This is a genomic window from Arthrobacter zhaoguopingii (assembly GCF_009828605.1).
GTDB classification, from domain to species: Bacteria; Actinomycetota; Actinomycetes; order Actinomycetales; family Micrococcaceae; genus Arthrobacter_D; species Arthrobacter_D zhaoguopingii.
On record NZ_WIAE01000003.1, the window covers coordinates 121246 to 143432 of the forward strand.

Here is a 22187-nt window from a genome sequence, read left to right on the forward strand (position 1 = left end):
ATGCATCGTTCGCCCACCCGCAACATCCAACAATGAAGAAGGTCACGTGTACGAAGGCGCGGTTCAAGAGCTTATCGATGAGCTCGGTCGCCTCCCCGGTGTAGGACCGAAGTCCGCCCAGCGGCTCGCCTTCCACATCCTTGAGGCGGACGGAGACGACATGAAACGGCTCGTCAACGCCATCACCACCGTCAAGGAGCGCGTGAAGTTCTGCGCGATCTGCGGAAACGTCGCCGAGCAGGAAACCTGCGGCATCTGCAGGGATACCCGCCGCGACCCCTCGATGATCTGCGTCGTTGAAGAGTCCAAGGACGTCATCGCGGTGGAGCGCACCCGCTCCTTCCGCGGCCGCTACCATGTGCTCGGCGGCGCCATCAATCCCATCGCCGGAGTCGGACCGGACCAGCTGCGCATCCGGGAGCTCCTCAACCGGCTTTCCGATGATCAGATCAAGGAAATCATCATCGCCACCGACCCCAACCTCGAGGGGGAGGCGACGGCGACCTACCTGGTGCGGATGCTCAAGACCATCGGCATCCCGGTGACCCGGCTCGCGTCCGGCCTGCCGGTCGGCGGAGACCTCGAATACGCTGACGAGGTGACCCTCGGGCGCGCCTTCGAGGGCCGCCGCTCCATGTCCTAGCAGAACCTGGGAGCTCCCAGGTTCTGGCGGTCCCTGCGCGAGGGACCGCCAGAATCATCAGGCGATCCGGGTGCCCTGCGCCAGTCTCCGTACCGGAGTCCGCAGACGGCGGTGGCCCAGCACCAGCAGGCTCCCGGCCAGCAGCGACTGAAGCAGGAGCCCCAGCGGCCAGATCGGGAACTTGTCGTCGACGTCGCGGGCCAGTCCCTGCGACTCAGCACAGGTGACGTTGTAGTCGGGGCCCGCCTGGAAGTCCCGGACCTGCTGGCTGATTCCCTCCATCACGCCCGGAGGTCGATAGCTTTCGACGTAGCCGAAGTCGCCGGACTGACCGGCACCCGGGGTGCTGCGTGAGTAGGGAACCGCGTCGGCCACCACCACGAAGGGGTTGGCGGCAAGCATCCACGTGATCCGTTCGGTGTGGGCCACCGGCTGCACGAAGGTTTCCGTGGTGCACTCAGGGTCCCCGGGCTGCGGCTCCGGGCTCTGGTCGTCGAAGTCTTCGGCCGGCATGGGGTAGCTGTAGTAGGAGGTGGTCACCTCGGCCTCCTCCATCACCAGCGCCGTGCTCAGCCCAAAGGTGATGAGCGTCCCCAGGGACAGCAGCGCCACTAGCATGTAGGTGGCCACAATGGAGAACAGGGGCCGGTTGGCGATAGCGGAAACTCCGACGCCGATGGCACAGACGAGACCCAGCTCAAGGGCGAGCATGCCCAGCGAAATGAAAGCCTCGGAGGCGGGCACCCCACCCAGGGCCAGCGCCCAAAAAATGAACGGTGCGCTGAGCACAAGGAACGCCAGGGAGCCGACCCAGGAGGCCAGCCACTTCCCGGCGAGCAGCTGGCCCGGGGTCAGCAGCGTGACCTGCAGGACCGCCAGGGTACCGGCCGCCCGGTCACCATTGACCGCATTTGCGGAAAGACCGGGCGCCACGAGTAGTCCGAAGAACAGCACGAATCCGACCACGAGGTCGAAGAGCATCGGGCCGATATCCATATACGAGCCCATCGTGGCCAGGGCGAGGAGGAAGACCGCCCCGATCACCACAAACCACACGGCGAGCATGATGTACCAGGCTCGGCCGCGGAGGCGCTGACGCATCTCCAGGCCGAACACCGTTCCGACGGCGGACCGGGTGGAAAGGGTTCGTTCGTCCGCCATCTGCGGCGGCTGCTGCATCTTCACGCTCATCGTCTGTCCGTATCCAGGCTCATGTAGGTTTCTTCGAGCGCGCCACCGGCCGGCGCGAAGGCGGTGACGGCGACGTCCGCAAGCACGAGGGTGCGCAGGAGCCACGCCGCCTGCTGGGTGCTGTCGAGCAGCACCTGGTACTCGACCCGCCGGGAATCCCCGCGCTCCTCGAACCGCATCCCATGGCCGGAGAGTTCCGCGGCGAGGGCGTCCATCGGCTCGGCCTGGATGTTGTAGCGCCGCACCTGGTTTCCGGCCTCGTCAAGGGTCTGGCTGCGGACCGATTCGCCCCTGCTGACGAAGACGGCACGGTCGGCGATCTCGTCAAGCTCCGACAGCACATGGCTTGAGACAACAACCGTCTTGCCTGCGGCGGCAAGGGTCCGCAGCAGGGTCCGCAGATCCACCCGGGAGCCGGGGTCGAGGCCCGATGCCGGTTCGTCGAGAAGGAGGACCTGCGGGTCATGGATCAGGGCACGGGCCAGGCTGAGCCGCTGCTGCTGGCCACGGGAGAGCACCCGCGCCGGCTGGCGGGTGTACTCGGTGAGGCTCACCGTTTCAAGCAGTTCGTGGGCACGGGCGGTCCGTTCCTCCGGAGACATCCCGTAGAGCGCCCCGGTAGTGGTGAGGACCTCGAGTGCCGAGAGGGAGTCCCACCTGCCGAGGGAATCGGGCATCCAGCCGACAAGCCTGCGCACCCCCTGCGGGTCGGCCACCGGGTCGATCCCGCCCACCCGCACCGAGCCGGAGTCGACGGCAAGGAGCGATGCGAGGATGAGCAGGAGGGTTGTCTTGCCGGAGCCGTTGGGTCCGATCAGGGCGGTTACTTCACCGGGTGGGGCCTCGAAATCGATGTGCCGGACGGCCTGCACCGAGCCAAAGCTCCGTGCGGCGGCGTGCACAACGATTCCCCCAAATTCGTTGGTCATCCCGTGACCCTATGCCAACCGGCGCCGAATCGGTGGAGGTTCGCAGAGATATTTTGACGGGCCGTCCATATTCGGTCATGCAATTGGAGGGCCGCTTCGGCCCGCCGCTAGACTGGCTGCGTGTGGCACTCCGCGGGCGAGGGCCGGCCCGGCCGTTGTGCCGTGCACCGAAGCGCCGCACTGCAGCAGATTCCGACGATGTCAGTGAGCGAGTGCATGAGCCTTCTAGTCCAGAAGTTCGGTGGGTCATCGGTGGCGGACGCCGAAGGTATCAAGCGCGTGGCCCGGCGTCTCGTGCAGTCCCAGGCGGCCGGCAACCAGGTAGTCGCTGTGGTCTCCGCAATGGGCGACAGCACCGACGAGCTTCTCGACCTTGCCGCCCAGGTTTCGGGAACCGCTGACCCGCGCGAAATGGACATGCTCCTGAGCGCCGGAGAGCGCATCTCCATGGCGCTGCTGGCCATGGCGATCCATGGGCTCGGCGCATCCGCCCAGTCCTTCACGGGCAGCCAGGCCGGCATGATCACCGACGCCATCCACGGCAAGGCGCGCATCATCGACGTCTCACCCCACCGGATCCGTACCGCCATCGAAAAGGGCGACATCGCCATCGTGGCCGGCTTCCAGGGCATGAGCCGGGAGAGCAACGACATCACGACGCTGGGCCGCGGCGGCTCCGACACCACCGCGGTCGCCCTGGCGGCGGCGCTGAACGCGGACGTCTGCGAGATCTACACCGACGTCGACGGCATCTACACCGCCGATCCGCGCGTCGTGCCGTCCGCCCAAAAGATCGACACGATCTCCAGCGAGGAAATGCTCGAAATGGCGGCCTCCGGGGCGAAGATCCTTCACCTGCGCAGCGTCGAGTACGCCCGCCGGTTCGGGGTTCCCCTGCACGTGCGGTCCTCCTTCAGCGACCATGAGGGCACCTGGGTTCTGCCCAGCCCCGATGACCAAATCAAGATTCAAGAGGGAGAGCCCTTGGAACAGCCAATCATTTCAGGCGTCGCACACGACCGCTCGGAGGCCAAGGTCACCGTCGTCGGCGTTCCCGACATCCCCGGCAAGGCCGCGGAGATCTTCGGAATCATCGCGGGCGCCCACACGAACATCGACATGATCGTGCAGAACGTGTCGACCCACGGGTCGGGCCGCACCGACATCTCCTTCACGCTGCCCATCGTCGATGGAGCGCAGGCCCTCGCCGCCCTGGGCGAGGCGCAGGCGCGAGTCGGATACGAGTCCGTCGACTACAACGAGCAGATTGGGAAGCTGTCGCTGATCGGCGCCGGCATGCGGTCCAACCCCGGGGTGTCCTACAAGTTCTTCAAGGCGCTTTCGGACGCCGGCGTGAACATCGACATGATTTCGACGTCGGAGATCCGCATCTCGGTGGTCACGAGCGCCGAACTGCTCGATACCGCCGTCCGGGCTGTCCACGCGGCCTTCGAGCTCGACGGCGAGGCCACCGCCACGGTGTACGCGGGCACCGGGCGCTGACGCCCCGGCCCGCACCGTCCTGAGCGGAGCGCGCTGGGCTTTCCGCCGCGCCCCTACGTCTCGTCGGTCGGCCTCCGCACCGCGTAGTGGTGGCCCTCCGAGTCTTCTTTCATCTCGATGCCGGCCAGCTGACTTTCGCTAAGGTCCTCGGCTGCGTCGTGTCGATGGACAACGGGGGTTTCCGATCCGCCGCGGTCGGCGGGGCCCAGGAACAGTCGGACGAACGAGTCGAGGCGGCTATAAGGGGGGCGCCGGACCCGGCGTCGCTTCTCGTGTTCCGAAAGATTTTCCATGATGCACCTTCTTTCGAGGTACACCTCATTTTACGCCGGGTGGGTGCGGAAAGCGCCGGTCAGGACGGCCGGCGGGGAACGATGTAGGTCGAGCCGTCGGCCCGGGTGATCGTCTCCCACTGATCCGCCTCGGACTGCCTTTGCTTCAGCAGCTCCTGATTTTCGACAGTCATTGGATGGTCGAGGGAGCTTGACTGCGCCGGGCCGAAGAAGGTCCGCGCCCGGCCGGTAAGACGCATGAAGCGCTCGATGAAGCCTTCTCGATTCGGCATGCCCGTCCCTCCCGCATTTCTGCTGTCTTCGGTATTTTCCCACGGCGGGCCCAGAAAAAGGCAGGTGGGGCCGGCGGCCGAAGCCGCCGGCCCCACCTGCCGGTGGTTTGGTACTACTTCTCGGTCAGCGGAGGGTCGAACCTCCCGCGGCCGGCGCGGCCGTGGCGTCCTCGACGAGGACCGGGGACCCGGCCGGTGTCACCGTGGTGGCACCGTTCGCACCCACCTCGAGGCTCACCGCCGTCGAACCGGCGTCGCCGAAGAACACCCGTCCCACGTAGCTGCCCGGCTCGAGGCCGGTCCAGGACAGGCTTACCGTGGATTCCTTACCGTTCTTGAACTGGATCGGATCCGGGGAGACCTTGAGGTTCCCCTCGTCACCGCCCAGCACGACGGCGTCGACGGTGGCCTTGGTGGGCCGGTTGTCGGGGCTGCTGTAGAGGTTGGCAACGACCGTGTAGGTTCCCGGAGCCGGGTTGTTCAGCAGCAGCGACTCGCTTGCCGACGCCGTCGCTGCCGAGAGTACCCCTCCTGCAGGGGTGATGACGAACAGGTCGAAGTCGGCATTCGCGTCGGCCGAATTCACAGCGAACCGGGCCAGCGACGTACCCGCGGGAACCTCGACATCCCTTACGCTGTTGCTCGCATCGGCGGTCCCGTTGCTGGGGCCGGGAACCAGTTCGACGGCGGTGCTGTCGGCCTTCGCCAGTCCCTTGACGGAGAGGTCGACGGTGCCCGTCGTCCCCGCCGTGACCTTGAAGGTTCCGGATCCGGTTCCTGCTGCAGACGTGAAGGACACCGCAGCGGGCATCACGGCGGTGACCGGACGGACGGCGATCGGCGAGGCCACCGTGGCGCCCTGAGCTTCGGTCCAGGTCAGCGAGCCCATCGCGAAGGCGTCAAGCGCCGCCGACTTGTTCTCGAAAGTCACCTTGAAGCTCTTGGACTCGCCTGCGGCGGCGAAGTCGAGCCGTGCCGGCGCCACCTTGGTGGCGATGCCGGGGAGGTCCACCGCGGCGGTGTAGCTTCCCGGTGCGGTAGCGGTGACCGTACGGGTCACCGTGACCTTCCCGGTCAGCTTGCCGACTGCGATCGAGGGAACGTTAACGTCCTTCGCTCCGACGACCTGCGGCTTCCGGAGCCCAAGGGGTGCGCCGAGGCTCTGCAGGAAGCCGTTCCAGTGGGCGGCATCCGCGTCGTACACGAGCCCGGGGGTCAGCATCGCGGCGGGGTTCACATGGCCGGCGCCGACGGCGAAGACGTCCTTGTTGGCCGCGCCCTCCTCGGTCAGCACGTCACCTGCGGTGGTCATCAGGGCCGATTTCACGGCGGCTGGGGACCAGGCGGGGTTCTTCGCCAGGACCAGGGCGCCGAGACCGGCGACCTGCGGGGCAGCCATGGACGTACCGGAAAGGAATCCGAAGTTCTCCCCGGTCCCGACCGGGGAGACACCGGCCAGGACGTTGACGCCGGGAGCCGTGATGTCGGGCTTCAGGAAGTCCGAGTTCACTGCCAGCGACGGTCCACGCGAAGAGAACGCAGCGATCTGCGGGTCCTTCGGAGTGGGAAGGTCCGTGGTGTCCTCGTCGACGAGAGCCGCGGTGAGCGCCGGGGTGGCCTTGAGCTTCTCCTTGATTTCGACGCCGTCGATGTGGACGGTCGGCACTGCGTGGAGGTCAAGGTCGAGTGACCCGGGCACCACGTTGACGAGGATCATGCCAACGCCGCCTGCCTTCTCGACGGTTGCGCTCTTAAGCACCCGGTCAACCACGCCGCGGTCGCAGACGACGATCTTGCCCGTCACCTTGGCGGCATCGAGGCTGTCCGTCTTGCACAGGGCCGCGTCGGCCGCAGTCACTCCGGCGGCTGCGGCATCGGCCGCGAGGACGACGGCGGTCTGCGGGACCTCGCGGTTCATCACCGACGTGCCGCGGTACTTGGTGCCGTCCGAGAGTTCGACGGTGCCCTGCAGCTCGTGGGAGAACGTGCTTGCGGCCACCGTGGTGAGCCACGGGGAGCTGTGGTTTACGGTGCTGGCGGTCGGCCCGGAGTTGCCTGCCGAGGTGGAGACGAAGATCCCCGCGGAGGCCGCGGAGAGGAAAGCAAGCGCCACCGGGTCGGTGGTGGAGTTGTTGTTGCCGGAGATGGAGTAGTTGAGGACATCCACCCCGTCGAGGATCGACTGCTCGATCGCCTCGACCGCGGAGGAGCTGTAGCAGCCTCCCGAGTTGGGGTCGTTGTCCTCCCAGCAGATCTTGTACACGGACACGGCGGCGGCGGGGGCGACGCCGGCGCCCTTGCCAAAGCTCCTGCCGTCGACGGTGGCCTCTACGTCGGCGTTGCCCGCCGCGGTCGATGCGGTGTGGGTGCCGTGGGAGTCCACGTCGATGGGAGAAATCCGCTCATCGGGTGAACGGTCCGTCTCGGGCACGGAGCCGAGGAAGTCGTCGGCGAAGTAGCGGGCGCTGAGGACCTTGGAATTGCAGGCGCTGCCGTCGAAGTCCTGGCCGGTCTGGCACTCGCCCAAGAAGGTGCTGCCGTCGGCCTTGAGCATCGCGATCTTGCCGTCGGGGGTGAGGTAGGGCTCGCCCACCACGGGTTCCCCCTGGAGCGGCTTGACCTCGGCGCCGGTCAAGAAGGCGTTTTCCGGGCGGTAGCCGGTGTCGATCACGCCGACGACCGTTCCCTTGCCCGCGTTCGCGGCTCCACCGAGCTGGGTGGCCCAGAGGCCGTCCTCGCCGGTCAGGCCGAGGAAGTCGGCGCTTGAGTAGTCGGGGCTGTTCTGGGTGTCCGGCGCGACGACGTAGACGTTCGGGTTCTTGGAAAGCAGCGCCGCCTGCTCGGCGGTGAGATTTGAGGTGAATCCGTTGAGGGCTGTGGTGAAGGACTTGCCGACCTCCGCGTTGACCGCGGCCGCAACAGCTGTCTGGCTCTTCTTCAGCCGGGCCTCGTAGGCGCGGGCGTTCGGAGACTCCTTTGTGAGCTTTTCGCCCTTGCCCGGCTTCGTTGCCGGGATGCCGTCCGCGCCGCCCTCGTACATGGCAAGGGGGTGTTCCTTGAGGACGACGATGTAGCGGCCATCCGTGAAACTCGATGGGGAAACGCCTGGAAGCTGCGTTGAAGTCTGCGCGGGTACCTGGGCCGCGAAGACGGCGGGGGTCACTGCCGCAGACGACATCAGTAGCGGCACCCCCAGCGCGATCGCCGTGACGCGGCGGAGCCGTGGGCTCCGCAGTCCGGCTTGTCCTCGTTGGATCATTAGGAGAAGAGCCTTTCATTCAATGCGGGCTCGGCGGGAGTAACCGTGTGCCCCTCATGCTGTGGGCTTCCGCCACCGGATCCCCATCTGTGACAGGAGTCACAAACGCCACAGCAGTATTAATTTACCCGAGGCAACTCACACTTGGATAGCAGAAGAAATCACTTTCCCGGCGAGGCTTGACAGGACGCCCGACGCCGTTTCTAAGGCTGATAATAGAACCATGTCGCCGGTACCCCAACAAGTCCTCGAGCAGGAGGATTGGCTCCCCCAGCAGGAGGAGTATTCGGCGCGCGTCCGGCGCTTCACGGAGCCCTACCTCCAGCGCCGAGCTGCCGGAGAGAAACACCCGGTGGAGGACTTCCTCTTCACCTACTACAACCACAAACCCGGCCAGCTGCTGCGCTGGCACCCCGGAGCCGGCACCGCCCTGCGCGGTCCGCTCGCTGGGGAGCGGCGCAACTGGAAGTACTACACCCCCCTTCCCGACGGCGCCGTCACCGTCGACCTCGACGCCTTCCGCTCGGAGCGGGCCGAGACCCTGGCTTTCGTGCGTGTCATCCTCGCGGGGACCCTGCGGCGGCCGGGCCAGTACGGCTGTTTCGGACTGCACGAGTGGGCCATGGCATACAAGTCGGAGCTGAACGGCGTCCGCCACGACTACCTCGGCCTGCGCCTCGGCGCCGGGGGCACCGACGCCGTCGTCGAGGAATCCCGGATCCGCTGTTCACACTTCGATGCCTTCCGCTTCTACACCCCGCAGGCCGTCCCGCTCAACGAGCTGGCCCCCACACGGGAAAATCAGCGCCAGTTGGAGCAGCCCGGCTGCCTCCACGCCAATATGGACCTCTATAAGTGGGCCTACAAGCTCAGTCCCCTCCTGCCCAGCACCCTGATCCTCGACTGTTTCGAGCTGTCCTGGCGCATCCGGATCCTCGATATGCAGGCTTCGCCGTACGATCTCAGCAGCTGGGGTTACCCGCCGGTCCGCATTGAGACGCCCGCGGGCAGGGCCGCCTACGTCCGGGAGCAGCGCCGGTTCTCCTCCGAATCCCAGCAGCTGCGCTCCCGGCTCCTTGAGCACCTTGACGCCGCCGAAGCCATGTCCCGCCCCATCACCACCCGGAACGGAGGCACCCCGTGAGGCCCCACCTGACGGCCGCGGCAGCCACGGCCCTGCTCCTTGCCGCACTCACCGGCTGCACCGGGGGCGGAACCGACGGCAACGAAACCACCACTTCTCCGTCGGCCACTGCTCCGTCGGCGTCGTCCGCTCCCGGCTCCGCTGCGCCCACCACTCCCGGCCAGCCTGCGCCCGCCCCACCGTCCGCAAGCCCAGGCCCGACTCCCACGGAGGCACCGACAATGACTTCGAAAACCCCAGCACCGCCGCCCTCGGCCGGCGGAACCCGCCTGGCGGTCACCATCCGGGAGTCCCCCGACGTCGAACCCGCCGAGTACATCCTCGAATGCGTTGAGGGCCGGCCCGGCCCCGGCACTTCCCTGCCCAACGCCGAGGCCGCCTGCGCGGTCGTGTCCCGGCTCGGGGTGAAATTCTTTACGGCCATCCCGGACAAGAACATCGTGTGCACCGAAATCTACGGCGGACCACAGACCGCCTCGATCACGGGCACCGTCGACGGCAAGCCCGTCCGGGCGCGCTTCGCCCGCACCAACGGGTGCGAAATCTCCCGCTGGGACGCCGTCAAGGAGATCCTCGGCACCGGCGGGGCGTTCTAGGGCCTGCCCGCCCTCTGCTTCGGTGCCCCGGCCCCGGTTCGGGCCGGGCATCCCGGGCCGGTAGACTGAAGGGGCAAGCTCGCGGAGCGCCGGACCTGTCGACCCCTGGTCCACCCGGCGTGAGACGGCACTTCCGGGCCCCTGCATTTAATGCTGGCACCCCCAGCACTTGCCGCTTCACTCACAGGAGTTGCCGGATGCCCCGGATCGTTGTTGACGTCATGCCCAAACCCGAAATCCTCGACCCGCAGGGCAAAGCCATTGCAGGCGCGCTCCCCCGGCTTGGCCTTACCGGTTTCGCCGGGGTCCGCCAGGGCAAGCGGTTCGAACTCGAAGTCGCCGGGGAAGTCACCCCCGAACTGCTTGAGCAGGCCCGCAGCGCGGCCAGCACGTTGCTCTCCAACCCGGTGATCGAAGATGTGACCCGCGTGGAGGTCATCCAGGAGGACGCCGAGTGAGCGTCGAAACCCCTTTGATCGGTGACTTCCAGCCGTTCCCCTCGGCCTCGACCGAGGGCAGCCTCGCCGGGGTACGGGTCGGCGTCGTCACCTTCCCGGGCACCCTCGATGACCGGGACGCAATGCGGGCCGTGCGTCTGGCCGGCGGGACCGCCATCTCCCTCTGGCACGGCGACCACGACCTTCGGGGCGTCGACGCCGTCATCATCCCCGGCGGTTTCTCCTATGGCGACTACCTCCGCGCCGGGGCCATCTCGCGCTTCGCGCCCCTGATGGAACAGATCACCGCGGCGGCCACCGGCGGGCCGGGCGCGCTGCCCGTCCTCGGCATCTGCAACGGCTTCCAGGTCCTCACCGAGGCACACCTGCTGCCGGGCTCGATGATCAAGAACAACTCCCTCCACTTCCTGTGCCGCGACCAGCGCCTGCGCGTCGAGAACGCCGACACCCTGTGGACCTCCGACTACGCGGCCGGCGAGGAGATCGTGGTGCCGCTGAAGAACCAGGACGGACAGTTTGTCGCCGACGAGCACACCCTCGACGAGCTCGAAGGTGAGGGCCGCGTCGTGTTCCGCTACGTGGGAGACAACCCGAACGGCTCCCGCCGCGACATCGCCGGAATCTCCAACGCCGCAGGCAACGTTGTCGGGCTCATGCCGCACCCCGAACACGCCGTCGAGCCCGGCTTCGGCCCCGACTCCTCGGCCCGCGGCGAGGTCGACCTCCGCGGCGGCACCGACGGCCTCGGCATCTTCACCTCGGTACTCAAGAAACTGGTTGGCTAAGTGACTGCAGAGACAATGTCCAAGAAGTTCAACATCGACACCGTCGCCAACGCCGAGGCAACCCCCGGCCAGGCGCTCCCCTGGGCCGAACTCGGGCTGAAGCAGAACGAGTACGACCGCGTCGTCGAGATCCTCGGCCGCCGCCCCACCGGCGCCGAACTGGCGATGTACTCGGTGATGTGGAGCGAGCATTGCTCCTACAAGTCCTCAAAGGTCCACCTGCGCCAGTTCGGCGACAAGGTCACCGACGCCATGAAGGAACACCTGCTCGTGGGCATCGGCGAGAACGCCGGCGTCGTGGACATCGGCGACGGCTGGGCCGTGACCTTCAAGGTCGAATCCCACAACCACCCCTCGTTCGTGGAGCCCTACCAGGGCGCAGCGACCGGAGTCGGCGGGATCGTCCGCGACATCATCTCGATGGGCGCCCGCCCGGTCGCCGTCATGGACCCGCTGCGCTTCGGCGCGATCGACCACCCCGGCACCGCGCGCCTGGTTCACGGCATCGTCTCGGGCATCGGCGGCTACGGCAACTCCCTCGGCCTGCCCAACATCGGCGGCGAAGTCGTCTTCGACTCCTCCTATCAGGGCAACCCGCTGGTCAACGCGCTGGCCGTAGGCGTCCTGCGCCACGAGGACATCCGCCTCGCCAACGCCTCGGGCGTCGGCAATCGAGTCGTCCTCTTCGGTGCGCGCACCGGCGGCGACGGGATCGGCGGGGCCTCCGTCCTCGCCTCCGAATCCTTCGACGACGCCAAGCCGTCCAAGCGCCCCGCCGTGCAGGTGGGCGACCCGTTCGCGGAGAAGGTGCTCATCGAGTGCTGCCTGGAACTGTTCAAGGCCTCGGTCGTCGAGGGCATCCAGGACCTCGGGGCGGCCGGCATCTCCTGCGCCACCTCCGAGCTGGCCTCGAACGGCGACGGCGGCATGCACGTCGAACTCACGAAGGTCCTCCTGCGGGACCCGACCCTGACCCCCGGCGAAATCCTGATGTCGGAATCCCAGGAGCGGATGATGGCCGTCGTCACCCCGGCCAATGCCGCGGCGTTCGAAGCCATTATGGACAAGTGGAACGTCGAATACTCCTGGCTGGGCGAAGTCACCGACACCGGCCGGCTGGTCATCGAGTGGGACGGCGAGACCATCGTCGACGTCGACCCGCGCACCGTCGCCCATGACGGGCCCGTCTACGAGCGGCCCTACCACCGCCCGGTCTGGCTCGACGGCGTCCAGGCGGACTCCTTTCAGGGCTCCGCCCCGGACCTGCGCGCCGCGGTGCTCGAACTCATGTCCTCCCCCAATATGTGCTCGAAGGACTGGGTCACCAACCAGTTCGACCGCCATGTGCAGGGCAACACCGCCCTGGCCATGCCCGACGACGCCGGCGTGATCCGCGTCGACGAGGAGACCGGCCTCGGCGTCGCCCTCTCCACCGACGCCAATGGCCGCTACTCCTACCTGAACCCGTACGAGGGCGCCCGTCTGGCCCTGGCGGAGGCGTACCGCAATGTCGCCACCTCCGGCGCGAAGCCGCTGGCCGTCACCGACTGCCTCAACTTCGGATCCCCGGAGGACCCCGAGGTGATGTGGCAGTTCGCCGAGACCGTCCGCGGACTCGCCGATGCCTGCCAGGAGCTCGGCGTGCCCGTCACCGGCGGCAACGTCTCGCTCTACAACCAGACCGGGGGCGTGGCGATCCACCCGACCCCCGTGGTGGGCGTGCTGGGCGTGTTCGACGACGTCGCCCGCCGGACCCCCTCGGGCTGGCGCGAGGACGGGCAGGCCATCTACCTGCTCGGCACCACGCGGAACGAACTCGACGGATCCGAATGGGCGAACCTGCGCGGCCACCTCGGCGGCACGCCGCCGGTGGTGGACCTGGCGGCGGAGAAGACCCTCGCCGCGGTGCTGGTCAACTCCTCGCGCGACGGCATGATCGACGCCGCCCACGACCTCTCCGAAGGCGGCCTCGCCGCCGCCCTGTCCGAGGCGGCACTGCGGTTCGGCGTGGGGGCGCGCATCGGCATCGACGAACTGTGCGAGCGCGACGGCATCGACGCGTTCACCGCGCTGTTCAGCGAAAGCCAGGGCCGGGCAATCGTCAGCGTTCCCCGCTCTGAGGAGGTGCGCTTCAACGACATGTGCACCGCCCGGAACTACCCGGCGCTCCGGATCGGCATCGTGGACACCGAAAACCAGGCCCTCGACGTACAGGGCCACTTCACCCTGCCGCTGGCCGAGCTGAAGGAAGCCCACGAGGGGACCCTCCCCAAGCACTTCGCCTAGGGACCGGGCTCTCAAGGACAGGGCACTCTGAACAACCGGGCACTCTGAAACGACAGGGCACTCTGAAACGACAGGAAAGGGCCGGGACCGGGGCGGAGACGCCCCGGTCCCGGCCCGCGTCGGGTTAATTCCTCCCGGCAAGCAGGCGGGCCGCCTGGACGTACCGGGCGGTGACGTGCCGCTGCACCAGCCGCAGCGCCGGAGCCCCGAACCGGTAGAACGCCGAGGCCGGGACGCTGTATGCGCTCACCCGGAAGACCAGCTTCCCGTCGGGAGTGAGCTCGGCGTAAAACCCCTCCTCACCGCGCACCGGGTGGCCCCTCCGCGTGCCGTAGCCGAACCCCGCCCGCTGGCCCGGCACCGGCCGGCCCGAGCCGTCGCGGAGCACCTCCCGCGACCACAGCACCGTGCTCGGGGCGGGCAGCCGGAAAGGACCGACCCCCAGAGCCGTGCTGACCTCCGCTCCCGGAACGGCCCGCGGAGTGACGGTGTCCACCCGCAGGCCTGCGCCGCGGTGCAGCCGCCAGCTAAGAATTCCCTCGGCCAGGGCCTCGAAGGCAGCGGCAGGGTCCCCGGCCTCAAGCGGGTACGCCCCCACCGCCACCCGGTAGCCCTCCGGCCAGCCGCCGGTCATCGGCTCGGGGAAGGGGCGGTCCGTGCTGCCCTGCTCCGCGTAGCTCAACCCGTTCATCCGCCCGTCTCCCACCACCGTCTCCCACCACCGTCTTCCACCGCCGTCTCGCACCACTGTCCGGCCCCGCTGGAGGGAGCCGCTGCTTCGAGCGTAGCCGCTTGAAAGTACTCCCTCACCGGCACCGCCGGAGGTCGGCAAAGGTGGGAGGATGGTGCCACACACCTGCAGGAGGAAATCATGGGCGAGGCAAAACGTCAGGCAACGAAGGCGGCCGACGCCGCCGAGGACGTAGCCGACTCGAAGGGCTTCCAGCTGGCCGCACGGGCCGGTTACATCGCCGCGGGGCTGCTCCACCTGCTGATCGGCATCATCGCCCTGCGGATCGCCACCGGCGGTTCCGGCGAGGCCGACCAGAGCGGGGCGCTGCAGCAGCTGGCCGGCGGGCCCGGAGGAAGGATCCTCATGTGGGCGTGCTTCCTGGGCTGCATTGCCCTGTCGCTGTTTCTGCTGAGCCAGGTTTTCTTCGGCGTAAAGCACGTCAGCGGCAAGGAACGGACCAAACAACGGCTCAAGTTTGGCGCACAAGCTGTCGTCTACGCGGCGATCGGCGTCGGCTTCGGGCGCTACGCCGTCGGCGGAACGAGTGACAGCGGCCAGTCGACGCAGTCGACCACAGCGTCCCTGATGGCCCACCCCGCCGGGGCGGCCCTGCTGATCGCCATCGGGCTCGGCCTGCTCGCCACCGCCGGCTACTTCGTCTACAGCGGGGCCACCAAGAAGTTCAAGGAGAACCTCACCCGGCTTCCCTCGGGACAGGCCGGTTCGGCGGTCGTCACGCTGGGCCGGGCAGGCTACGTCGCCAAGGGTGTAGCTCTCGCGGTTCTCGGTTTCCTGCTCGTCCTGGCGACCCTACGGAACAACCCGGAGCAGTCAACGGGACTCGACGGAGCCCTAAAGACCCTTGCCGGGCAGCCGTTCGGCATCTGGATCCTAGGCGCTGTCGCCGTCGGCCTGATGTGCTACGGGCTGTTCCTGATGGTCCGCTCGCGCTACCAGCGTATGTGAGTCGCCCCGTCAGAGTCCGAAGCGGGGACTTTCGGTGACCGGGCAGGTGTCCATCACGACGTCGAGCCCGGCATCCTTGGCGCGCTGCGCGGCCGCTTCGTCGATGACGCCCTGCTGCAGCCAGACCGCCTTGGCACCGACGGCGATCGCCTGGTCCACCACGGCGCCGACCCGGGTGGAGTTCACGAAGCAGTCGACGACGTCGATGGGGCCCGGGATCTCGCCCAGGGTGGTATAGCCTTTTTGGCCGTGCACGTCGTCGCCCTTGAGGCTCACCGGCACGATCTCCTTGTCCAACCGGTCCATCAGGAACCGGGAGACGCCCAGCGCCACCCGCCGCGGGTTGTTCGAGAGGCCGACGACGGCCCACCGGCCCGGCTCGCTCAGGAGCCGCCGGATCACCGCGGGATCATTGGAGTGCTTCACCGTTGTCCTTCCTTTCCGTGGCCTTCAGCCTATGAGAACCCCTCGAGTGCGGGAGCCGTCAAGAAGGCCGGCGCGTGTCTGTTTATTACGGGGAAGATTTGCCGCCTCCGCGGGGAGAGGCGTTTAGTGGTGCTTGACCATCCCGAGCGGCTGAGAGACCTGGATCGATGAAGCCGCAGCAACCCTGGTTGTCCGTGTCCCCCTGATACCGGGCAATAACGAGGAGCAGGCCGCGGGTGCCGGGCGCCGAAAGGCGCCGGGCTAAGGCATGTTCCGTAGGGTGCTACTGCCAGGATCGATGGAGACCTCTATGACTGCTGTTCTGGCATCTTCGACAACCACGGACCCGCGCCGCAGGCCGCCCCTTGAGGTGAGCTTCAGCCGGCTGGGGCGCAGTTTCGGCACCTCAAGCGACCGGCGGGTGGTGCTGCGGGACGTCACCGTGAACATCCGGCCCGGTGAAGTCCTCGCAATCCTCGGCACGAGCGGCTGCGGGAAGTCGACGCTCCTGCGCGCCGCGGCGGGCCTCGACACCCCCGACGCGGGCAGCGTGCTGATCGATGGCACCGAAGTCCGCGGCATCGACGAGCGCTGCGCCGTTGCCTTCCAGGAACCCCGCCTGCTGCCCTGGCACACGCTGCAGGCCAATGTCGCCATTGGCCTACCCAAGTCCTCGAGTGCGAGCGCGGGCAAGGCCAAGGTGGCCGAACTGCTTCACCTTGTGGGCCTTGACCGCTTCGCCAAGCACCGCCCCCGGGAGGTCTCCGGGGGAATGGCGCAGCGGGCCTCGCTCGCGCGCGCCCTGGCCCGCACCCCCGGCGTCCTGCTGCTCGATGAGCCCTTCGGCGCCCTCGACGCGCTGACCCGCCTCAAGATGCAGGACCTGCTCCTGGAGATCCACGCGGCACAGCCCACAACGGTGCTGCTGGTGACCCACGACGTCGACGAGGCGCTCCAGCTCGCCGACCGGATCCTCGTGCTCGGCAGCAGCGAGGACGGGCCGGGGTCAACGGTTAAAGACCTGATCCCCGTCCCCGGGGCCCGGCCCCGCGACCGCAGTTCCCGCGAACTCGCGGAGCTGCGCCGGAACCTGCTCGCCCTGCTCGGCGTCACCGCCCACTGACTGCAGGCCGACCGGCAGAGCTGACCGGCAGGGCCCATCCGCCCGCCTAAAGCTCCCTCCGGTTCCTCCCGCGCTTCGTCGAGCACCGCTCCGCCGTACCTCCTCCAGCCATACCCTCGTTCAGCCATACCCTCCTCAGGCCGTACCCCCTGCGGTTCTGCGCCGCACCTCCACTCCCTCCACCAACCGAAGGAACCCCATGACCCGTCTCACCCTTCTCCGCACCGCCTCCGTTGCCGCAGCCCTGTCCCTTGGGCTGAGCGGATGCATGGCCGGAGAGAACACCGCTACCGGCGGCAACGCAGCCGAGACCGCTACGACAGGCGGCACGCTGAACATCGACTTCGCGACCTACAACCCGCTGAGCCTCGTGATCAAGGAACAGGGCTGGCTTGAGGAGGAGCTCGCCGACCAGGAAATCACGGTGAACTGGGTCCAGTCCGCCGGCTCGAACAAGGCCAACGAGGCCCTGCGGGCCGGGGCGATCGACGTCGGATCCACCGCAGGGTCGGCTGCGCTGCTCGCACGCTCCAACGGGTCACCGATCAAGACCATCGAGATCTACTCGCAGCCGGAGTGGGCGGCGCTCGTCGCCTCCCCCGATTCGGGAATCACCACGGTGGAGGACCTTCGCGGCAAGTCGGTCGCGGCCACCAAGGGCACCGACCCCTACTTCTTCCTGCTTCAGGCCCTCGAGTCCGCGGGAGTCGATCCGGCCGAGGTGACGGTGCAGAACCTTCAGCACGCCGATGGCCGGACCGCCCTTGCCAACGGCGCCGTGGACGCGTGGTCCGGACTTGACCCGATCATGGCGGCGGCCGAACAGGACGGCGCCGAACTGTTCTTCCGGAACATCGACTTCAACAGCTACGGGTTCCTCAACGCCACCGAGAGCTTCCTCGAGGAAAAGCCCGACGTCGCGCAGACGGTGGTAAACGCCTACGAGAAGGCCCGCGAGTGGGCCTCGGACAACCCCGAGGACACTGCGGCGATCCTTGCGGAAGTCGCCGCGATCGACCCGGCGGTCGCCAACTCGGTCATCCTTGAGCGCACCAACCTGGACGTGGATCCCGTGCCCGGCGACGCCCAGCGGGAGGTCCTCGAGAAGATCGGCCCGGTCTTCGTCGAGTCGGGGGATGTCAGCTCCCAGGAGCAGGTCGACACGGCCCTGAACTCCCTGTTCGATGACTCCCTGGTGAAGAAGGCCGACGCCTCCGCCGTCGGGGCCTCCTCATGACAGCGCCCACCACTTCGGAAGTGGCGGCACCGCCGCGGTCAAGGAACCGCGGCTCCGGCAGCGCCCGGCGGGTGCGGGGTGCCCTGCTGGGGCTGATCGTCCCTGCGCTGCTGCTTGGGGCCTGGCAGCTGAGCTCGGTGACGGGAACCAACACCCCCGCGCAGCTGCCCCCGCCGGGCGCCGTAGCGGCCGCCGGGGCCGAACTTCTCGAGCGCGGCGAACTCGGCGTCCACCTCGGCATCAGCACCCAGCGCGTCCTGCTGGGCTTCGCCGCCGGAGCCGCGCTCGGCCTGACCGCGGGGGCGGTGCTGGGGCTCTCCCGCACGGCGGACGCCCTCCTTGGCCCCACGATCGGCGCCGTGCGCGCCGTCCCGTCGCTGGCCTGGGTTCCCCTGCTGATCCTCTGGATCGGCATCAACGAGGACTCGAAGGTCACCCTGATCCTGATTGGAGCGTTCTTCCCGGTCTTCACGACGGTGTCCCTCGCGCTGCGCCACGTCGACCGGAACCTCGTCGAGGCGGGTCGGGCCTTCGGCCTTACCGGGTTCCGGCTCCTCACCACCGTCCAACTGCCAGCCATCATCCCGGCGGTGTTCTCCGGACTGCGCCTCGCCCTGGCCCAGTCCTGGCTGTTCCTCGTCGCCGCCGAACTCATCGCAGCCTCAATGGGCCTGGGCTGGCTGTTGAGTGACTCCCAGAACAACGGCAGGGTCGATCGGATCTTCCTGGCCATCGTGCTCCTCGCCGTCCTCGGCAAGACCACCGACGCCCTCCTGGGGCTCGCCCAGCGCTGGGCGGTGCGGCGGTGGGCCTGAACGCACCCGACCCTCAGGCCGTACCGGCGGCGGACCCGGCCCCGGACCTCGACACCGACCGCATCCGCTTTTGGGAGGAGCAGGCCCGGCGCCTGAACTGGGAGGCGGACTGGCAAACGGCGCACACTTTCGAGCCGGCCCGGCCGGGCCCGGACGGCGAGCTCTCGGTGCCACGGATCGAGTGGTTCTCCGGCGGCCGCCTCAATGTCGCCGCCAACTGCGTCGATCGGCATGTTGCCGCCGGCCACGGCGCCCGGACGGCCCTTCACTTCGAGGGGGAGCCGGGGGACCGCCGGAGCGTCTCCTACGCCGAGCTGCTCGAGCAGGTGAGCCGGGCGGCCAACGCCCTGCTGGCCCTGGGTATCGGCAGGGGCGACCGGGTGGTGATCTACCTTCCGGTGCTCGTCGAGACGGTCGTCGCCGCCCTCGCCTGCGCCCGGATCGGAGCGGTCCACTCCCTCGTCTTCGGCGGATTCTCAGCCGAGGCCCTGCGCTTCCGGGTGAAGGACACCGGGGCGAAGCTGCTCATCACCAGCGACGGCCAGTTCCGGAGGGGAACCGCTGTCCCGGTCAAGGACATCGCCGACGCCGCGGTCGAGGGCATCGCGGGCCTCGACCATCTGCTCGTGGTCCGGCGCACCGGCTCGGACATCGCCTGGACCGCCGGCCGCGACGTCGACTGGCACGAGGCGCTCGCGGCCGCCTCGCCGGAGCATTCCCCCGAGGCGTTCGACGCCGAAACCGCGCTGTTCATTATGTACACCTCGGGAACCACTGGCCGGCCCAAGGGGCTGCTCCACACTTCGGGCGGCTACCTGACCCAGGCGTCGTGGAGCTTCCAGCACCTCTTCGGCCCGCCGGTCGGCGTGCGGCGGGACGGCGAGGTCCACTGGTGCACCGCGGACCTCGCCTGGGTGACGGCCCACACCTACGTGCTGTACGGGCCGCTGTCCAATGGCGCCACGCAGGTCCTCTTCGAGGGGACACCGGACACCCCGCACCCGGGCCGGCACTTCGAAATCATCGAACGCTACGGGGTGACCAGCTACTACACAGCGCCCACGCTGGTGCGCGCGCTTCGCTCATGGTTCCCCGCCGGCGTCCCGGAATCCTACGACCTCTCGAGCATCCGTGTGCTCGGCACCGTCGGTGAGGCCGTCAACCCGGTGGCCTGGAACTGGTTCCGGGACCAGCTCGGCCGGCGCACCGTGCCGGTGGTTGACACCTGGTGGCAGTCCGAGACCGGCGCCGCAGTCCTCTCCCCGAGCCCGTCGGACTCCGCCTTCAAGCCCGGGTGCGCCGCCCGGGCCCTGCCCGGAGTGAGCACCCGCATCGTCGATGAGGAGGGCGCAACCATGCCGCCAGGCGTGCCCGGGCTGCTGGTGGTCGACCGTCCCGGCCCGGCTCTTGCCCGCACGGTGTGGGGCGACCCGCGCCGCTACCTGGACTCGTACTGGCGCAAATTCGCTCACCAGGGCTGGTTCCTGTCCGGGGACGGCGCCCGCTACGACGACGACGGCGACACCTGGATCCTGGGTCGGGTCGATGACGTCATCAATGTCTCCGGGCACCGGCTCTCGACGATCGAGATCGAGTCGGCCCTCGTCGCCCACCCGCTGGTCGGCGAAGCGGGTGTCTGCCCGGTGGGCGACCCGATCACCGGCCATGCCATCGCCGCCTTCGTTGTGCCCGCGCCCGGCGCGTCCGGTACGCCCGGCATCGAGGACACGCTGCGCCGCCACGTCGCCGCCCGGATCGGCCCGGTCGCCCGGCCCGCGGCCGTCGTCGTGGTTAAGGACGTGCCCAAAACGCGCTCGGGAAAGATCCTGCGCCGCGTGCTGTCCGAACTGTACGAGGGCAGCCCGCTCGGGGACACCACCTCCCTGCAGAACGAGGAGTGCCTGCCCGGCATTGCTGAGGCACTCGCCGCCCGCCGCTGAGGCACTCGCCGCCCACCGCTGAGGCACCCGCCGCCCACCGCTGAGGCACCCGCCGCCCACCGCTGAGGCACCCGCCGCCCACCGCTGAGGCACCCGCCGCCCACCGCTGAGGCACCCGCCCGGTAAATCTCCCTCCGCCGATAAACTTCCCCGTCGAGACTGCACTTCACCACGCTTCACCGACGCCACAGCGTGGTGAGCTGCAGTTTCGGCGGGGCCGGCAGAGCGGCGGAGCCAGCCGGGGTGGCCGGAGTGGCGGGTGGCAGCCCGGGCGGAGGACCTAGCGGTCCAGCGGCTCCGTCCGCGGCCAAGTCCACGCCTCAAAGGTCGGGGTGGGGATGTGCACGTGTTTCATGTCGTCGGGTTTGGGCGTGCTGGGGATGTGCGCAACCGGCGAATCGCCGTCGGCGGCCGCGGCTGCGGCGTCGACGAGGCCGAAACGGTCGCGGACCCGGCCGAAGAAGTCGGGTTCCTGAAGCCTGAGCATCCGCACCTCCGTTGGCCGGGCGTAGACCGACACCCAGTCCCCCGGGTCGAGGACCCCGACGATCCGGCCGTCGATCGACATCGAAACCTGTCCGCTGCGTTCGAGCACCCGCACCGAGACGAGCTCATCGGCGGCGACGATCAGGCTCCGGTCGAAGACCATGTGCGCAGCGACCGGGGTAAACACCAGGACCTGGGCACGGGGCGACACCACCGGGCCTCCCGCCGCGAACGAGTAGGCGGTCGAACCGGTGGGCGTGGCGATGATGAGCGCATCGGCCGAGTAGGAGACGAAATGGCGGGACCCGACGTAGACCGCCACGCTGGCCTGCCGGTCGCGGGTGAGTTTTTCGAAGACGACGTCATTGAGTGCGGTGACGTCCATGCCGATGCCCCAGCCGGTCTCCTGGGCGGCGTCCGCGCGGACCTCGGGCGGCTCCGTCGTCGGCCCCCGCTCATAGTGAAGCAGTGCGCCGAGTTCCTTGGGGATCCGCAGCGGCCGGCTTGAGCGCATGGTGAGGGTGAGGCGCCGCTCTTCAAGTGCCTCGTTCGCCATGACCGCGTTGAGGGCTTCAATCAGGTGCTCCGGTTCTACCTCGGTGAGGAAGCCCACCCGGCCCACGTTGACTCCCAGGATCGGAGAGTTTGAGGCCTGCGCCACTGCAACCCCGCGCAGGAAGGTGCCGTCGCCGCCGATGGTGACAACGAGGTCGAACGTGCCCGGCGGGGAGTGCTCGATCCTCAGGTGTCCGTGTTCGTCCGGAGACCAGACGTCGATCTCCGCGACGTCGATACCGTGCTCCCCGGCCCACGCCGTCAGCCCTTTGGCCGCCTCGATGGCCCGCCGTTTGCCCCCGTGCACCACGAGCCCCAGCCTGCGTAATTCCACCGGCAGCTCCTTCGATTCGTCCGCGTGAGCAAACCTTACCTGCAATGCCGCGACCCGCAACGACACATTTCTTGGTTCCCGCGCCGCGTCCCTGTCAGACTCGGGGGGAACCATCCCGAGCGGCCGAGAGATCTGGCTCTATGACGCCGCAGCAACCCTGGCCAGCGCCTCCAGCGCTGACAGTAGGGTGCTACCGCCAGAATCGATGGAGGA

Annotated in this window: 20 protein-coding genes and 1 riboswitch; of the genes, 12 read left to right on the forward strand and 8 right to left on the reverse strand. The window is 68.4% G+C overall.

The window, feature by feature from the left end:
• Positions 1–46 precede the first annotated feature (46 nt).
• A complete protein-coding gene (gene recR / locus GVV77_RS05685; protein ID WP_159617195.1) occupies positions 47–643 on the forward strand; it encodes a recombination mediator RecR in 597 nt (198 codons plus the stop codon).
• Between the two features lie 57 nt (positions 644–700).
• Here recR and GVV77_RS05690 read toward each other — a convergent pair whose 3' ends face one another.
• Both GVV77_RS05690 and GVV77_RS05695 read right to left on the reverse strand, forming a co-directional pair.
• A complete protein-coding gene (locus tag GVV77_RS05690; RefSeq protein ID WP_159617196.1) occupies positions 701–1834 on the reverse strand; it encodes an ABC transporter permease in 1134 nt (377 codons plus the stop codon).
• Entirely contained in the window at positions 1831–2763 is a 933-nt protein-coding gene (locus GVV77_RS05695; protein WP_159617197.1) for an ABC transporter ATP-binding protein, read from the reverse strand. The genes GVV77_RS05690 and GVV77_RS05695 overlap by 4 nt, the downstream gene beginning before the upstream one ends.
• Positions 2764–2979: 216 nt before the next feature.
• Between GVV77_RS05695 and GVV77_RS05700 the strand changes: the two genes are divergently transcribed.
• Positions 2980–4266, forward strand: coding sequence for an aspartate kinase (locus GVV77_RS05700; RefSeq protein WP_201291367.1), 1287 nt, complete (start codon positions 2980–2982; stop codon positions 4264–4266).
• A gap of 53 nt (positions 4267–4319) precedes the next feature.
• On the opposite strand, the gene GVV77_RS05705 is transcribed toward GVV77_RS05700, so the two are convergent.
• The 3 genes from GVV77_RS05705 to GVV77_RS05715 all read right to left on the reverse strand — a co-directional run bounded on the left by GVV77_RS05705 (position 4320) and on the right by GVV77_RS05715 (position 8090).
• Positions 4320–4559: a hypothetical protein gene (locus GVV77_RS05705; protein ID WP_159617199.1), complete on the reverse strand. Its 240-nt coding sequence runs from the start codon at positions 4557–4559 to the stop codon at positions 4320–4322.
• Positions 4560–4618: 59 nt separating this feature from the next.
• The gene (locus GVV77_RS05710; RefSeq protein ID WP_159617200.1) at positions 4619–4831 is read right to left on the reverse strand and encodes a hypothetical protein; all 213 of its coding nucleotides are present in this window, start codon (positions 4829–4831) and stop codon (positions 4619–4621) included.
• 124 nt (positions 4832–4955) lie between these two features.
• On the reverse strand, positions 4956–8090 hold the full coding sequence (locus GVV77_RS05715) for a S8 family serine peptidase (RefSeq protein ID WP_159617201.1): 3135 nt from the start codon (positions 8088–8090) through the stop codon (positions 4956–4958).
• Between the two features lie 223 nt (positions 8091–8313).
• On the opposite strand from GVV77_RS05715, the gene GVV77_RS05720 reads away from it, so the two are divergent.
• From GVV77_RS05720 to purL, 5 genes are all read left to right on the forward strand, one after another.
• Positions 8314–9234, forward strand: a complete 921-nt coding sequence (locus GVV77_RS05720) for a 3-methyladenine DNA glycosylase (protein WP_159617202.1) — start codon at positions 8314–8316, stop codon at positions 9232–9234.
• A gap of 221 nt (positions 9235–9455) precedes the next feature.
• Positions 9456–9830, forward strand: coding sequence for a subtilase-type protease inhibitor (locus tag GVV77_RS18095; protein WP_201293177.1), 375 nt, complete (start codon positions 9456–9458; stop codon positions 9828–9830).
• 197 nt (positions 9831–10027) lie between these two features.
• A complete protein-coding gene (purS, locus tag GVV77_RS05730; RefSeq protein ID WP_133404448.1) occupies positions 10028–10288 on the forward strand; it encodes a phosphoribosylformylglycinamidine synthase subunit PurS in 261 nt (86 codons plus the stop codon).
• The gene (gene purQ, locus GVV77_RS05735) at positions 10285–11073 is read left to right on the forward strand and encodes a phosphoribosylformylglycinamidine synthase subunit PurQ (protein ID WP_201291369.1); all 789 of its coding nucleotides are present in this window, start codon (positions 10285–10287) and stop codon (positions 11071–11073) included. Before purS ends, purQ begins: the two co-directional genes overlap by 4 nt.
• Positions 11074–13359, forward strand: coding sequence for a phosphoribosylformylglycinamidine synthase subunit PurL (gene purL / locus GVV77_RS05740; RefSeq protein ID WP_159617203.1), 2286 nt, complete (start codon positions 11074–11076; stop codon positions 13357–13359).
• Between the two features lie 124 nt (positions 13360–13483).
• On the opposite strand, the gene GVV77_RS05745 is transcribed toward purL, so the two are convergent.
• On the reverse strand, positions 13484–14050 hold the full coding sequence (locus GVV77_RS05745; RefSeq protein ID WP_159617204.1) for a DUF1990 domain-containing protein: 567 nt from the start codon (positions 14048–14050) through the stop codon (positions 13484–13486).
• 180 nt (positions 14051–14230) lie between these two features.
• Between GVV77_RS05745 and GVV77_RS05750 the strand changes: the two genes are divergently transcribed.
• A complete protein-coding gene (locus tag GVV77_RS05750; protein ID WP_159617205.1) occupies positions 14231–15058 on the forward strand; it encodes a DUF1206 domain-containing protein in 828 nt (275 codons plus the stop codon).
• 9 nt (positions 15059–15067) lie between these two features.
• On the opposite strand, the gene GVV77_RS05755 is transcribed toward GVV77_RS05750, so the two are convergent.
• Positions 15068–15484, reverse strand: a complete 417-nt coding sequence (locus tag GVV77_RS05755; protein ID WP_159617206.1) for a CoA-binding protein — start codon at positions 15482–15484, stop codon at positions 15068–15070.
• Positions 15485–15794: 310 nt separating this feature from the next.
• Here GVV77_RS05755 and GVV77_RS05760 point away from each other — a divergent pair, with 310 nt between their 5' ends.
• From GVV77_RS05760 to acs, 4 genes are all read left to right on the forward strand, one after another.
• A complete protein-coding gene (locus tag GVV77_RS05760) occupies positions 15795–16607 on the forward strand; it encodes an ABC transporter ATP-binding protein (protein WP_159617207.1) in 813 nt (270 codons plus the stop codon).
• 199 nt (positions 16608–16806) lie between these two features.
• Positions 16807–17844 carry an aliphatic sulfonate ABC transporter substrate-binding protein gene (locus GVV77_RS05765; RefSeq protein WP_159617208.1) on the forward strand — a complete coding sequence of 346 codons (1038 nt, stop codon included), beginning with the start codon at positions 16807–16809 and terminating at the stop codon, positions 17842–17844.
• Positions 17841–18659, forward strand: coding sequence for an ABC transporter permease (locus tag GVV77_RS05770; protein WP_159617209.1), 819 nt, complete (start codon positions 17841–17843; stop codon positions 18657–18659). Before GVV77_RS05765 ends, GVV77_RS05770 begins: the two co-directional genes overlap by 4 nt.
• On the forward strand, positions 18656–20599 hold the full coding sequence (acs, locus tag GVV77_RS05775; protein ID WP_343033043.1) for an acetate--CoA ligase: 1944 nt from the start codon (positions 18656–18658) through the stop codon (positions 20597–20599). The genes GVV77_RS05770 and acs overlap by 4 nt, the downstream gene beginning before the upstream one ends.
• A 280-nt stretch (positions 20600–20879) precedes the next feature.
• On the opposite strand, the gene GVV77_RS05780 is transcribed toward acs, so the two are convergent.
• Complete coding sequence (locus tag GVV77_RS05780) at positions 20880–21974, reverse strand: NAD(+)/NADH kinase (protein ID WP_159617210.1); 1095 nt, start codon at positions 21972–21974, stop codon at positions 20880–20882.
• A 107-nt stretch (positions 21975–22081) separates the two neighbouring features.
• Positions 22082–22186: riboswitch (SAM riboswitch) on the forward strand.
• Position 22187: the final 1 nt, after the last annotated feature.

Coding starts and splice junctions, on each gene's coding strand:
- GVV77_RS05695 (WP_159617197.1), bottom strand. CDS start 2,763: ATGACCAACGAATTTGGGGGAATCGTTGTGCACGCCGCCGCACGGAGC.
- GVV77_RS05720 (WP_159617202.1), top strand. CDS start 8,314: ATGTCGCCGGTACCCCAACAAGTCCTCGAGCAGGAGGATTGGCTCCCC.
- GVV77_RS05715 (WP_159617201.1), bottom strand. CDS start 8,090: ATGATCCAACGAGGACAAGCCGGACTGCGGAGCCCACGGCTCCGCCGC.
- GVV77_RS05770 (WP_159617209.1), top strand. CDS start 17,841: ATGACAGCGCCCACCACTTCGGAAGTGGCGGCACCGCCGCGGTCAAGG.
- GVV77_RS05765 (WP_159617208.1), top strand. CDS start 16,807: ATGACCCGTCTCACCCTTCTCCGCACCGCCTCCGTTGCCGCAGCCCTG.
- GVV77_RS05710 (WP_159617200.1), bottom strand. CDS start 4,831: ATGCCGAATCGAGAAGGCTTCATCGAGCGCTTCATGCGTCTTACCGGC.
- GVV77_RS18095 (WP_201293177.1), top strand. CDS start 9,456: ATGACTTCGAAAACCCCAGCACCGCCGCCCTCGGCCGGCGGAACCCGC.
- GVV77_RS05750 (WP_159617205.1), top strand. CDS start 14,231: ATGGGCGAGGCAAAACGTCAGGCAACGAAGGCGGCCGACGCCGCCGAG.
- GVV77_RS05760 (WP_159617207.1), top strand. CDS start 15,795: ATGACTGCTGTTCTGGCATCTTCGACAACCACGGACCCGCGCCGCAGG.
- GVV77_RS05745 (WP_159617204.1), bottom strand. CDS start 14,050: ATGAACGGGTTGAGCTACGCGGAGCAGGGCAGCACGGACCGCCCCTTC.
- purS (WP_133404448.1), top strand. CDS start 10,028: ATGCCCCGGATCGTTGTTGACGTCATGCCCAAACCCGAAATCCTCGAC.
- GVV77_RS05700 (WP_201291367.1), top strand. CDS start 2,980: ATGAGCCTTCTAGTCCAGAAGTTCGGTGGGTCATCGGTGGCGGACGCC.
- GVV77_RS05690 (WP_159617196.1), bottom strand. CDS start 1,834: ATGAGCGTGAAGATGCAGCAGCCGCCGCAGATGGCGGACGAACGAACC.
- GVV77_RS05705 (WP_159617199.1), bottom strand. CDS start 4,559: ATGGAAAATCTTTCGGAACACGAGAAGCGACGCCGGGTCCGGCGCCCC.